The following is a 13,340-nucleotide window of genomic DNA, read 5'->3' as shown; positions in this document are numbered from 1 at the left end:
CTCTGTTTAGAGGACGTGTTCTAACTCCCCCGTTTACGCCCTCGCCCTACAAGATGAGACCTCCAAATGACACAAATTAATCAAGAACGTCTAGTTGACCACTTCTGCCAACTGGTTCGCATTGACAGCGAATCGATGAATGAAAAGCAAATTGCAGAAACGCTGGCTGAACAATTGGGCGAGTTAGGCTTTACCGTTCAAAAGCTTCCTGTTCCAGAACATATTTCCAATGGCTTCAACGTATATGCGCGTTTGGAAGGAAAGAAAGCAGGCTCTATCCTGATGAGTTGCCACATGGATACAGTCACGCCAGGTATCGGTATTGAACCGATCATTGAAGACGGTATTATTCGCTCGAAAGGCAATACGATCCTTGGTGGTGACGACAAATCCGGTATCGCCGCAATTATGGAAGCTGTACGTTGCATTCAAGCGGAAAATCTAGCGCACAAAACGTTAGAACTTGCTTTCACTGTGCATGAAGAAGGTGGTCTGTTTGGCTCTGAGTACTTCGACATGACACATGTAACGTCAAAAGAGGCAATCGTACTTGATACAGGTGGCCCAATCGGAACGATCGTGACAGCGGCTCCGGGCCAGCAAAAGATCGTTGCTACAATCAAAGGCCGTCCGGCACACGCAGGTCTTGCGCCAGAAGAAGGCATCAGCGCAATCATGGTTGCGGCAGATGCAATCAATCAGATGAAACTCCTTCGTATCGACGAAGAAACGACGGCTAACATCGGTATGGTAAACGGTGGTCAGGCGACCAACATTGTTATGCCTGAGCTAAAAATTGTCGCTGAAGCGCGCTCGCTAAATGGCGATAAACTGGAAGCACAAGTCAACCACATGATCTCGACCTTTGAGTCTGTTGCAGAAAAACACGGTGCAGAAGTCGACATCGAATCTAAACGTGCATACGATGCGTTTGTTATTGAAGAAGACAATGCACACGTTGCTGATATCAAAGCGGCATTCGCGGATATGGGCATCGAAGCGTTTACCAAAGGCACGGGTGGCGGTAGCGATGCGAACAACTTCAACAAGAAAGGCCTGACAACCGTTAACCTTTCTACTGGGATGGCAAAAGTGCATACCACGGAAGAGTACATCGCCGTTGACGATATGGTGAAAATCACTCAGTTCATCAAGCACTACCTGGTGAAATAATCGAAAACAGAGATATCGCCTCTCACTGGCGATACTGGTTGAATACAAAGGCTCTCGCTTTCGTCGAGAGCCTTTTTTATTCTGCATCCAAAACACTCACATCGCTCAAAAGCGGCGTTTTATGGACGAATACCATCGCCCCACGCTAAAATGCGCTACTTTTGATAACTTCGTAAAACTCTATGACCGACGCTGATATCGAGCTTCAACACATTTGGCTGGAAGTTCAGGCAGAACGCTGGCACAACATCCCTCGTTTCCTGTTTAGTTTTTACTGCTACAAACACAACCTCGTTAGTAAAACGAATAAGCCGCGTTGGGAAACCGCGCGTAATGAATTATCTGCATCAAGCTCAGTTCAAGCTCGAAAAAACAGTGTGATTGACCCGCTGGTTCCGGAAGACGCAGTCGTTGGTTTGCTTAAAACGCTATACAAAGATGGAGAAATGTCTTTCGACGCTATGGCGAAAACATTAGACACGTTTTTGCACTATGTGGTGGTGAGTAAACAAGAGCACGCAAAGCTCAAGCCAAATATGCCGGCGAGCTGGTATCAGGGGCATGAAAAGCCGTTAATGGCTCGTTTTGACCTGGCAGGTATTTCAATCAAGAGCCGCTAAGTTTTAAAAAATAAGCTAACTCAAAAACTTAATCGCCTAGCCACTGTTAGTCAATGAATAGCGCGTAGTCAATGAATAGCGCGAAGTAAAAAGCCGAAGTGAATCAAGAGTGACTCATTTCGGCTTATTAAATATTAAGGCTTTAGATTAAAGCTCGGTCATAAAAGTGCCAGCTGGTTTGATCGGCAGGTACTTCTCATAAAAGTTGTCGTAAGCCGCTTCAGGGTTTAAGTCACTAAACACATCTGGGTACATGATTTTGGCATAAAACTGGATCAACGCGCCGTCGATGATCGTGCGGCAAGCACCGTGGTAAGCTGCATACATACGGTTGCTTTTCACCGCAGAAATTGAAGACCAACCAATACGATTTTTAAAGCCCGCTAATCGCTCTTTTGCCAATGCTTCGTCAACACCTTCGCCCATGATCATCGAATCATCCGCACTGCCAGACTCGTAGCCAGTCATTACGATAACGTCAGGGTTTGCTGCAATGATCTGTTCTGGGTTCAGCTTGCCCCACCATTCAACAAACGGTGCAGAAATGTTGTCGCCACCCGCCATTGTCGCAATAGCGCCCCACATGTTCTTACCGAATGTGTAGCCAACCTCATTGACACCAGATGCGCCGTATTCGGTGTAAACTTTCGGTTTATCCAGATTGGCTTTGGCTAAACGATCGCTGATCATCTCGACGTTCTGTTTGTATTCATTCGCGATGGTCTCTGCACGCTCTTGCTGGCCGGTGATTTCACCAATCAGCTTAGTCGTCTGAACGTGACGCTCTACCGTTTGAGCGTTGTAATCCACCACGATAACGGCAATACCTGCGCTCTTCATGCGCTCAACGTCTGACTCCAGTGCTTTGAACTGCCAATCCGCAAGCATTACCACATCCGGGCTCAGGCTTATTACCTTCTCAACGGAAAACGCATTGGTATCGACACGGCCAATCTCAGGGATATTATCCAATGATGGTCGATGCGCCACATACGCCTGCCAACTTGCTGAACGTGCCTGCCAAATGTACTTTGACATGCCTACAACGTTGTCATACGCCGCTTCGGTACCGATCGCCATGTAATCTTCTGGGTAGAATCCCACTACCACTCTTTTCGCCGGCGAATCAAACGTAACCTCACGCCCTAGCACATCTGTAACGGTAGTTTGTTCGGCAAAAGACAACGTGCTAACGCAGACAGCAGCAAGCGCGAATAAGTGTTTCAACATCAAGAAGGTTCCTTTTTATTCCATGAGTCAGGCAGAGACACTTCCACCCTCGTGGCGTATATTAATTCTTTTGTTAACGATAATGCAACTAACTATCATTAGTGCTAATATCGCCACCTTCTCACGAGCTCTGTAGGCCCCTCTACTGGTCGTAAAATAAATAATAATTAGGTAGTAAGTCGTGCAATCTGCAGTTTTAGAACAACTCATTCAACAACAACGTAAGAGTGAAAAACGTCGAATCTTGGTGATCGGAGCTTTTGGCTTACTCATCCTGACGACCTTCATTCTTGATATCATGACAGGCCCCTCTTTACTGGATGCAACCAAAGTACTCCACTCTCTGTTTGAGTTCATCGGCTTTCCCTATCAGGTTGCGCCATCCACCCAGATCATTGTGACTGAGTTGCGACTTCCAATCGCGATAATGGCGATTGTTGTTGGCGGCGCGCTTGGTATGGGCGGCGCAGAGATGCAAACCTTACTCAATAATACAATGGCCAGTCCGTACACCTTGGGTATGGCGGCAGCGGCTGGTTTTGGCGCGGCGATTACTCTTTATATGGGGTCCTTCGGTTTAAGCAGCTATTACGCGGTGCCGATGGGAGCATTCTTATGCTGTATGCTTTCAGCGTGTTTTCTATTCTCGTTAGCATCAGCTCGTCATATTAGCTCGGGACAACTCATTCTGGCGGGTATTGCCCTACTGTTCTTATTCCAGTCACTCTTATCTCTGGTGCAGTTTGTCTCCTCTCCAGAGCTTAGCCAGCAGATCCTGTTTTGGCTGTTTGGTAGCTTAACGAAAGCAACCTGGAATACAGTCGCGATTACCTCTGCAGTTGTCTTCGTCGGCGGGATATTATTACTTAAAGACGCATGGAAGCTTACCGCCCTACGACTGGGTGAAGAGCGAGCGAAAAGCGTCGGCGTGAACATCACTCGCTTACGCATGAAAACGCTGTTTATTGTCGCGGTCATCACCGCTACTGTCACCAGTTTCGTTGGGATAATCGGATTCGTAGGCATTGTCGCGCCAAACATGGCTAAATCTATGGTGGGAGAAGATCAGCGCTTCTTCTTACCGCTCTCCTTCTTGATTGGTGCGTTCTTACTTTCTGGCGCTTCAGTACTGTCAAAGATCATCGTTCCAGGTGCATTATTCCCGATCGGTATCGTTACGGCGATCATCGGCGTACCTTTCTTTTTCTGGTTGATTTTGGCGAAGCGAGGTTAATGATGCTGGTAGCAAATAATGTAAATATTCAGATTGAGTCACTTACCCTTGCCAAGAACTTCAATTTCACATTGGAACCGGGTCAGGTAACCGCCGTTCTTGGTCCAAATGGCGCGGGTAAAAGTACGCTACTCAAAGCCATTTTTGGAGATGTTAATCTGGCCAGTGGTTCCATTTCTCATTACGGTGACGAGCTAGATAGCAAGTCTCTCTCCTCATGGCGAGCCAAGTTTGGTTACATGCCACAGGACATCGGCTTACAGGTTAGTTTGACCGTTCTTGAGGTTGTACTGATGGGACGTTTAGACAGTTTAAGCCTGCGCATCGATGACAAATTACTTGGTGAAGGCTTACAAATACTAAACAGTATTGGCATGGCGCATTTAGCAAACCGGAACGTAAGCTCTTTAAGTGGTGGTCAGCGTCAAATGATCTTGTTCGCGCAAGCCATCATGCGTAACCCACAAATTATGCTGCTTGATGAACCCGTCAGCGCGCTTGATCTTCACCACCAACATGTTTTGCTCGATCACCTTGTGACTCAAACCCGAGCCGAGAATTACGTGAGCATCATGGTACTGCATGATCTCAATCTCGCCGCTCAATACGCCGATAATCTATTGGTGATAAAACAGGGTGAACTGGTTAGCGTAGGCTCGCCAAAAGACGTCTTAACCACAGAATTAGTAAAAGAAATCTATCAAGTGGAAGCGAGTGTTCATCGTGACGACGACGGCATACCATTCGTCAGAACGATGAAGGCCAGTTAGGCGAAACTCGGTAAATTGGCGTTGATGAAATATTGCTAGATATCGCAATAGCTGCCGATATCTAGCAATAAATTATCACTTGGGAACACATCCAGTTTGTTTGCTATTTCGCGTTTAATACGAAATTTGAATTGATACCCCTAGCCAAGACGCCCCCTCTCTCTTATCGCTTGAAGAGTGCCAATTTTCAATGAAATCCCACTTGGAGTTCGTCACGTCATCGACGCCTGAGTCGAACCACTCGCCTTGGGCACTATTGAGAATGCAATGCAATGAATCATACACCGAAACTACGGATATAAGCATCGTTTTATTTGGGGTAGATTCCTCCATATACAGACTGCTCACCGGAACCTGTAATTTTTCCATCAGCTGGAATTCGACAGGAAACACCTTACGCAAGTATCGGTTTGTTTCATCGTCACGAATGACAACTTTACACTGCAAGCCAAATTGACCAAGAACATAAAGCATTGCGCCTAGGGAGTTGTACCCCGAGTGTTCTATGTAATCTGGATTCTCTCCGGGTGTAATGATCCCGGTGACTTTGTAGAGCTCTAGTGCAAGGCTGGTTAAGTCGTATGAATCGTTTATTTCTATTGAAGACCCTGTGAATGCAACTTCTTCTGGCACATATCTTCGTAATTCAATAGACGATGTAAAAGGCAATCTCCCCAAAGCTGCTAAACATGCAACTACACAATAAGGACCACAATACAAACTACCATCTGGCTGCCTTAATTTAGGAAAAATACTCATTTGATCCTCATTGTTGTTTTAAACACATAGCGTCTACTGTATTTGGTGCTTTTCTAAGAAAGGAGTCAGTTTCTCAATAAGTTTGGGTTGAGCACGCTCAGCTTCTTGCATGCCTAGTTGAGCGCCTGCTTGCATTAATGCCGGCGATTTTTCTACAAGTTTTTGCCCTACAGGTGTCGCGTAAAACTCAATCATTAATTCGATTTCTTGTTGGCTGAAAGCTTGAGAATAAAGTGCACCCATCTCAACGATGATGTTTTGGCGATTGATATCATTGATGAACCAATCTCTATAAATGTTAACGAGTTCCTCTTTTTCAATTGCATTCAACTGAAGGTTATTCGCTAATTGTTCGATGACTGGTGTCATTGCTTCAAAGCCACCGGAAAGCTGCTTCTCAACTTTCATCACCTCTAGTAAGCGATCGACGACTTCTTGTTTATCAGCTGCCATACCACTAATTGGGCTAGCCACAAGTAAAGCTACCACCATAAACTTGCGTAAATTTTTCATTTTAACTCTCTAGTTTTTTAACATTCTGTTGAGGGAGAAGAAAAGGCAGATAAAGTGCCATCTGTTGCGAATCTGCTTTAAACACTGTTAGCTATTTTATTCACCCATAAGACCGATGGCATACTCACGAAGAACTCTGGCATTGTCTGCATAAGCCGCATTGCCACAAACAATGTTTTCATAACTAATCTCTGGTGATGAATAGAATGGATGCGTTTCATCCGCATAAGCCATGATGGTACCTTTGCCACCACAAATATAACCATATGAATACTTTGTAATTTTACTCGCTAAGCTTAAGGGGAGTCGTTTTGAAAGATCAAATGGCATTCCACCAGTTTGGTTCGATAGCGTTTCCATATCATGGCTTGCCCACGCCAAATGACCTAACTCATGTTCTAACACATGATCTTTACATGTAAGTCCAATTGTAAAAAACTGAGGATACACTGATGGACGAGTTTCACCACACCAATCGGTTGTAAATTGCGAGATGTTTTTTTTGAAAACCAGACCATAAAAACCCGTTTTACTGCCATTGACCCGCTCAACTTCTTTAGAGTAGTAATACGCTAAAAAATCGTGCACTACGCTAAATTCTTCCGCTTCTTCCCCAAGAATTTTGGGAGCATAGATAATTTTGTCCAACGTCCGCTTTATAGGAATACATGAGTTTTTCAAAGCGCTATTCGAAAACGTTATCCATCGTTGAATGTGATCTTCGATGACAAATGACTCGTAATCTTTTTGAACTGAATCTGAGATAAAGAATGTAATTGGTGTTTCTAGAGTACGTGACATTTGACATTCTGGTAGGTCAAGAGTACTACTCAGAGAGTCCCAACATAATCCGAAAATGAGTAACACTGAAGCTAGTATTTGTTTCATCTCACTACGACTCCTTTCTGACTAACAACCCACATTTTTCAGACGTCACCAAGCGTCTTTTTCTGTCCACTATGATGTCGTCTTTTTTTGAGCACTTCAAAGGATAATCAGTAAGTTAGCGATCGACACTATGAATTTAGCGATACAATATTGCATTATTCTGGACTTTCGATGTGACACAGCCATTTGAGGAACTTTTGTTACGGGAAAGGCACACATTCCGCTTATGAGGGAAGCTACCACTATAAACTTGCGTCAATTTTTCATTTTAACTCTCTAGTTTTTTTAACATTCTGTTGAGGGATGAGCAGCGCAAAGCAAAAAGGCCACGCGTTGCGAATCAATTTTATGCGCTTTGCTATAGGCATTCGTCACACATCAATACGTCTGCAATGTGGTGTGAATTATTTTGCAAATATTCGATATCAGCTAAATACGCCAAGTGATGGCCATTTTTAATATTTGCGATAAAAGCTTCATTTCCACTGCTCGCTTCATTATGAATATGCTCAACCAACGCTTGGATTCGGTGGCACATATCAGTAACAAGAGAAATTCGTTCCGCTTTACTCAAACCATAAGCATCACAAAACTGCTTTGCCCTAATCGACTGCGAATGTAGATCCCCCATTGCATCATATTTATCTGTTTTGAATGGAGCCCAACAATAAAGTGCGTAAGCAATATCCCAATTCCTTGGAGCCGGGTGAGCAGTGTCAAAGTCAATAACCCCTACGACTTTGGAACCAACCAAAGCAACATTATATGGCGCATAGTCACCATGGCAGATAACCTCCATTGGTTCTCTACATGGGAGCATCCAAGTTAAATCTTCTGCTGAATTTTCTGATATAAATGAGCGAGATGCATCATGATACTGACGTAATAGCTGGCCAGCTGAAACGAGAGCTTCTACAGTTGCGATATTTCCTTTGAGAGGATAGTTGAAAACCTCACCCTCAACATATGACAGAATTTCATTGCCATTGTTGTCAAAGCCGAAAGGTTTTGGGGCAGAAGTAAAGCCTTTATTGGCGATATGTAATAGCAACTTTTGAACGGTTTCAGACCATTTACCACTTGGGCGAGACACCTTGTCCCCTAAGCGATAAATTGCATTTTCTCGTCCGCCATGCAGTTGTTCCATTTAATTCCTTATATGTATTTTACTTGTAGCCAAACGCCTCGAAAGTACATCATCATGTGCGTACTTTTTTGGTTTGCGAGTTACTAGTCAACCACGCCAACTTTCGATTCTTGCTCGGGTTTTGACCACTTGATAATTGCTCTTAGGTTCATTGAGAAAAAGATGATATTTGCAATAATCATGGCAACACTGCCTGTAAGGTAGCCAACCGCGACCCAACTCGTATTTCCGCACATCATTAGAATGAAGCCGATTTTGTTCTTATTCCCGATCTGCCAAATTGCGAGAAATGTAAGCACCATAGCAATCCAGTCAATCCCATAGTACTGAAAGTATTCCATTTTTCCTCCTGGTCTATAGCGCCGTGGTTAAGTGTTTCAGGAGCTCAAACACATTGTGAGTTCTGGGTGTCCAGTATGCTCATCTAGTTGTTCGCTGACCACTTTGAACCCCTGAGACAAATAAAACTGACAACTAGCTTGGTTTTCCTTGTATACGGACAGACTTAATACCGTTCTCTGCGCTTTAGCATGGCTCAACAACTGCTTACCAATGCCTTCACCTTGACGTTCGGGAGCAACAAATATCGCAGCCAATTTATTTTCATACAACGCATAAAAACCAATTACTTTAGACTCAACTTCATAAACGTAGGTCTCTGAGGATGGGATATAGATATTACGCATGTTATCGAGTTGAGATTCCCAGAACTCTGCTGAAACGAAATTATGGGCTTGAACTGAAGCTTTAAGCCAAATTTCAAGAACTGAATCTAAGTCATTTTCGTTGTACTTTCGTATCATTTTCAAACTCTAGACAATCAAATTTATTGGGCAACTTCACGCCCTATTAATGGGTGAACAACGAATACCGAAGTCACTACAAACCGCCTTAATCACTCAAACCAACGTATAGCTAAAATACCACGTGTGCCGAATCTCGTTTAAATTATTTGTTACGTGCGATACTTAACCAGCTGTTGCCATTCAGTAAAGCTAAATACAGTACTTGGAATTCTAACCATGCGTCTAATCATACCCTCCATGTAAGTCAGTTCTAAATATGACCATATGCTAAAACCTGAAATCTCAACATCACAACCATGTCCATCCCAAAAAATAATCCCGCGAGTTGTATTGACAGAAAGATTTTTAAAGATAAATTGAAGATACTTTCGTTTATCAAAAGCTAGAAAAACAGATGATAGAACGAAACATATAAGCAGAAATAGGCCAAACTCCCTAGACATCGCATAAAGCGCGCCAAAAAATACAGCATCTTTAACTAACTCAATTCCCAAATACCTATCAATCTTTAATAGGTCTCCATCTTCCATATTTTCTCCAAAGCACATAACGCCACATTACTGTGTGAGCGACGCAATAACCTGACCATAACCATTACGACGTAAACACATGACCCAATCCTGAGCTGAGAATGCCAAGCGTTGGGAACGCTGCCTTAAACGCTTGTATGGTAAATTATTAAACATTAAGTGAGGTTAGAGAGCTTAATCACTAAATTATAAGCAATTATCGCTGTTATCAACCCGAGTAATATCGTTACTAATCTTACATTTAATTTACTCATAATCTTCTCATGCTGAAGAATAAAGATTAAAGGTAATAATGGGTCAGATAGTGCTTCCAATGTAAATCCATCGGCAAGATCATTGGTAAAAAAGTACGATTGCACAGCTAACCATAAGAACCAAAAATATAGAGACCATTTAGAATGCAAAATTGCATTAGTTCCCACATAAACTCCTTTGAGCGATAAGTCGCCAAAACTACCAATAACCATTGGGGATGCACTAGTTAACAACTACTTAGATCAAGCTTATAGTCCCTCACCATACCACCGAAAACACAATACCAAGAGATGGAATGAAAAATGCCATGCGTTGGGAGTCACTCTTCAATGCTTTGTTATGTGCGTGGATTTGATACAAGCTCAATATCTCCAGACTGATTAATTCTAATTACGTGGTAAAAGTCGAAGCCACCAGATAGATAGCCAAGACTTTCCTTTGTATAGAGCTGACCATCTTTTAACTTAACAGAAACGCTATAACTGCTATCGGACAGGTTTTCAAAGTAACACCGAAATTTACCACCTGGCACTAGGCCGCTCACCAAACACGATTTATCACTAACAGCTATTTCTACAGACTCAACAACTTGGCGGGAAGCGTTTTGGAATTCCATACTCGCACCCTTATTGGAATAAAAAACGTAAACCAAAGCAAACACGAGCAACAATCCAATTAAAGTCAGAAGAAGCAAAACAATGGTCGTAAATTTAAATAGATTTTTCATATTAATCTCATTGAAAACGCATCATACGAATGTGGCCGTCTCGTTTATTCAACAGAGCAACTTGTATAATTTCTTTGGGGTGGGTACAGAATTTACTGCACATAACGCTATTTAGACGTCACCAAGCCTGCATTTTCTGTCAAATATGATGTCGTCTTTTTTTGAGCACTTCAAAGGATAATCAGTAAGTTAGCGATCGACACTACGAATTTAGCTATACAATATTGCATTATTCTGGACTTTCGATGTGACGCAGCCATTTGGGGAACTTTTTGTTCGGGAAAGGCACACATTCCGCTTATGAGGGAATGTTGATGCGAAATGACAGAGGGATGGCTGAAATAAAGCAGTCCGTCAGTTCTAAATACAGAAGTAAATTAGAGCTGACGGGTGGAAAGAGGTAGTGGGCAAATAAAGATAAGGCGAAACCTTAAATCTCACATTTTAAATATCCATCTATTTATTATCCGCAACATTTATCGTGATCACGCCAGCTGCAAGCGCCATATCGACCACCTTTTGAAATTCGGAAGGGTGAAGCATGACATACCCCGTCAAAGCGTACCCATCATGTTTGGAGGTTGGATCTCTTTCACCGCTACCACTTATGCGGATTTCACCGGCGACTAACTCTGCCTTTCCTAACATGACAACACATTCGTCTTCTTCAACTTTATCCGTTGAAGAATATTCTCTAACAATTCCTACCTTCATGTTTATTCACTCATATAAGGGAGTTTATTGAATAGTAGTAACGCCCTGAAAGTTCGTCAAAATAGAAAGTGATGTTGTAGGCTTAAAGCAAAAATGGAGTATGCGCTGGGAATAACTAAGTAGAATCTGTCAGCTCTGATTGCAGAGTAAATAAAGAACTGACAGATTGAAAGATTTAGGTGAGCTACATTGTTTATTTGGCTACTTAAGCGCTCGCCACGCCTTTCGCTGCTCTTTATCCATATACGACCAGGCAATAAAACGGCTGATTTTTTGTCCTTGGCTCATCTCTACCACACGAATGGCTTTTACGCCCAATTTCTCAAGCTGCTTGCGCATAGGGCGAACATTCTCTTTTTTCGAAATCAGCGTAGTAAACCAGAGCACTTGGGCGCTGAAGGCTTGGCTTTCGTTAGCCATTTTACGGATAAACGCCGCTTCTCCGCCTTCGCACCAAAGCTCTGCGTTTTGACCACCAAAGTTAAGCGTTGGTTTTGCCGTGTTTTCGCGCGCTGGTTTCACGCCTTTCTTACGTTGGTTAGCTCTAAGGTTGTCCACTTTACGTTGACTTCCCATCGCGGCTTCTTCTGCCGAACGGTGGAATGGAGGATTACAAGTTGTGACATCGTAACGCTCATTCGGCTGAATTACCCCGCGATAGATGTTTGCCTGGCTCATCTGGCGAACCAGTTCGATTCTGCCATTTAGTGACACATTGCCATCGACGATTGCCTGAGCCGATTCAATAGACTTAGGATCAACGTCGCTTCCGGTATAGTGCCATCCGTATTCTGTCACTCCAACGATTGGGTAGATACAGTTTGCACCAACGCCAATGTCCAACGCTCGCACATCGTGATGCGGGTATTTACCTTTCACTTCCCCATCGAGTAACTCAGCGACACGGTGAATGTAATCCGCACGTCCCGGAATTGGTGGGCAAAGATAGTGTTCAGGGATATCCCAGAATTCAATATCGTAATGCGCGGCTAACAAGGCTTTATTGAGCATTTTTACCGCTTTTGGATCAGAGAAGTTTATCGAGTCTTCCCCGTTTGGATTTTTAATCACAAAAGCTTTTAGCCCAGGCTCACTTGCCGTCAATTTTTTAAAGTCATAGCGGCCACGATGCTGGTTACGTTCGTGTAATCCACTTTTAGCTACTTTAATGAAGTCCACATCGCTGTTCGTTACCACTGGCGATTTTGCTTTAGCAGAGTTTTTTTGCTTCACGCGCTTTTCGACTTTTGCATCGCCTCTACTCTGCTTTGGCTTGGCATTTTTTTTAGAATTTTCTGGCTTAGCGGTGTGGTTATTGTTCTTCATTCAAATTCGCTTTTAAATCGAGGTAAATCATAAACAGACGGGCATCAAACTCTAACTGGTGATACTCGGGTTCCATATAACAGCACAGTTGGTAAAACGCTTTATCGTGGTTTTTCTCTCGCGTATGAGCCAGTTCATGAACCACCAGCATTCTCAGTAGTGGCTCCGGAGCTTCTTTAAAAACACTCGCGATACGAATCTCGTTCTTCGATTTGAGCTTGCCACCATGATTACGACTGATCACGCTGTGCAGCCCTAGCGCATTATTAATCAAGTGAATTTTCTTATCGTAGACCACTTTACTGATAGGTGCTGCTTTCTTCATGTAACGATTTTTTATCGCTATGGCGTACTCATACAGCGCCTTTTCACTTTTAATTTGATGACGTTCTGGATAGCGTTTTTCAAACCAAGGAACCAGTTTACCGCTGTCTACCAGCGAGCTAACTTGCTCAACAATGTGTGGAGGGTAACCCTGAATGTATCGAAGTGACGGATGCATGGTATAAAGTCTGCTATGACAAGGGAAAGGCGCTAAATATACCTGAGATAATCAGCACTTTCACCCTCGCTTTGACAATAGATTTCGCCTTTCAATTGTCGATAAAGGCCGTTAAACTTCGCATCCCAAAGATAATGGAGAGAAAT

General features: G+C 43.2%; 16 protein-coding genes. 4 read left to right on the top strand and 12 right to left on the bottom strand.

What is annotated here, in order from left to right:
- Positions 1-66: 66 nt before the first annotated feature.
- Positions 67-1,173 (top strand): M20/M25/M40 family metallo-hydrolase, encoded by a 1,107-nt coding sequence (locus tag VEJY3_RS06630; protein ID WP_014231669.1) that lies wholly within the window; start codon positions 67-69, stop codon positions 1,171-1,173.
- A gap of 182 nt (positions 1,174-1,355) precedes the next feature.
- Positions 1,356-1,793 (top strand): hypothetical protein, encoded by a 438-nt coding sequence (locus VEJY3_RS06625; RefSeq protein ID WP_014231668.1) that lies wholly within the window; start codon positions 1,356-1,358, stop codon positions 1,791-1,793.
- Between the two features lie 147 nt (positions 1,794-1,940).
- On the opposite strand, the gene VEJY3_RS06620 is transcribed toward VEJY3_RS06625, so the two are convergent.
- The gene (locus VEJY3_RS06620; RefSeq protein ID WP_014231667.1) at positions 1,941-3,023 is read right to left on the bottom strand and encodes an ABC transporter substrate-binding protein; all 1,083 of its coding nucleotides are present in this window, start codon (positions 3,021-3,023) and stop codon (positions 1,941-1,943) included.
- A gap of 181 nt (positions 3,024-3,204) precedes the next feature.
- Between VEJY3_RS06620 and VEJY3_RS06615 the strand changes: the two genes are divergently transcribed.
- On the top strand, positions 3,205-4,257 hold the full coding sequence (locus VEJY3_RS06615) for an iron ABC transporter permease (protein ID WP_014231666.1): 1,053 nt from the start codon (positions 3,205-3,207) through the stop codon (positions 4,255-4,257).
- Positions 4,257-5,027 (top strand): ABC transporter ATP-binding protein, encoded by a 771-nt coding sequence (locus VEJY3_RS06610; protein ID WP_014231665.1) that lies wholly within the window; start codon positions 4,257-4,259, stop codon positions 5,025-5,027. The genes VEJY3_RS06615 and VEJY3_RS06610 overlap by 1 nt, the downstream gene beginning before the upstream one ends.
- Before the next feature lie 114 nt (positions 5,028-5,141).
- Here VEJY3_RS06610 and VEJY3_RS06605 read toward each other — a convergent pair whose 3' ends face one another.
- The 11 genes from VEJY3_RS06605 to VEJY3_RS06550 all read right to left on the bottom strand — a co-directional run bounded on the left by VEJY3_RS06605 (position 5,142) and on the right by VEJY3_RS06550 (position 13,194).
- Positions 5,142-5,786, bottom strand: coding sequence for a hypothetical protein (locus tag VEJY3_RS06605; protein WP_014231664.1), 645 nt, complete (start codon positions 5,784-5,786; stop codon positions 5,142-5,144).
- A gap of 33 nt (positions 5,787-5,819) precedes the next feature.
- Positions 5,820-6,299 (bottom strand): DUF2059 domain-containing protein, encoded by a 480-nt coding sequence (locus VEJY3_RS06600; protein ID WP_014231663.1) that lies wholly within the window; start codon positions 6,297-6,299, stop codon positions 5,820-5,822.
- Between the two features lie 96 nt (positions 6,300-6,395).
- Positions 6,396-7,100: a hypothetical protein gene (locus tag VEJY3_RS06595; RefSeq protein WP_237708173.1), complete on the bottom strand. Its 705-nt coding sequence runs from the start codon at positions 7,098-7,100 to the stop codon at positions 6,396-6,398.
- Positions 7,101-7,545: 445 nt separating this feature from the next.
- The gene (locus VEJY3_RS06590) at positions 7,546-8,334 is read right to left on the bottom strand and encodes an aminoglycoside phosphotransferase family protein (RefSeq protein WP_014231661.1); all 789 of its coding nucleotides are present in this window, start codon (positions 8,332-8,334) and stop codon (positions 7,546-7,548) included.
- Between the two features lie 83 nt (positions 8,335-8,417).
- Positions 8,418-8,675, bottom strand: coding sequence for a nicotinamide mononucleotide transporter (locus VEJY3_RS06585; RefSeq protein WP_014231660.1), 258 nt, complete (start codon positions 8,673-8,675; stop codon positions 8,418-8,420).
- A 36-nt stretch (positions 8,676-8,711) separates the two neighbouring features.
- The gene (locus tag VEJY3_RS06580) at positions 8,712-9,137 is read right to left on the bottom strand and encodes an N-acetyltransferase (protein ID WP_014231659.1); all 426 of its coding nucleotides are present in this window, start codon (positions 9,135-9,137) and stop codon (positions 8,712-8,714) included.
- A 152-nt stretch (positions 9,138-9,289) separates the two neighbouring features.
- On the bottom strand, positions 9,290-9,670 hold the full coding sequence (locus VEJY3_RS06575) for a hypothetical protein (RefSeq protein WP_014231658.1): 381 nt from the start codon (positions 9,668-9,670) through the stop codon (positions 9,290-9,292).
- 592 nt (positions 9,671-10,262) lie between these two features.
- A complete protein-coding gene (locus tag VEJY3_RS06565) occupies positions 10,263-10,652 on the bottom strand; it encodes a hypothetical protein (protein WP_014231656.1) in 390 nt (129 codons plus the stop codon).
- Positions 10,653-11,108: 456 nt separating this feature from the next.
- Positions 11,109-11,366: a hypothetical protein gene (locus VEJY3_RS06560; protein ID WP_014231655.1), complete on the bottom strand. Its 258-nt coding sequence runs from the start codon at positions 11,364-11,366 to the stop codon at positions 11,109-11,111.
- Between the two features lie 201 nt (positions 11,367-11,567).
- Positions 11,568-12,692, bottom strand: coding sequence for a 23S rRNA (adenine(1618)-N(6))-methyltransferase RlmF (gene rlmF, locus VEJY3_RS06555; protein ID WP_014231654.1), 1,125 nt, complete (start codon positions 12,690-12,692; stop codon positions 11,568-11,570).
- Entirely contained in the window at positions 12,679-13,194 is a 516-nt protein-coding gene (locus VEJY3_RS06550; protein WP_014231653.1) for a M48 family metallopeptidase, read from the bottom strand. The genes rlmF and VEJY3_RS06550 overlap by 14 nt, the downstream gene beginning before the upstream one ends.
- Between the last annotated feature and the right edge of the window lie 146 nt (positions 13,195-13,340).

The sequence above is a fragment of the Vibrio sp. EJY3 genome (assembly GCF_000241385.1).
GTDB classification, from domain to species: Bacteria; Pseudomonadota; Gammaproteobacteria; order Enterobacterales; family Vibrionaceae; genus Vibrio; species Vibrio natriegens.
This window is presented reverse-complemented; position numbering and strand designations above follow the sequence as displayed.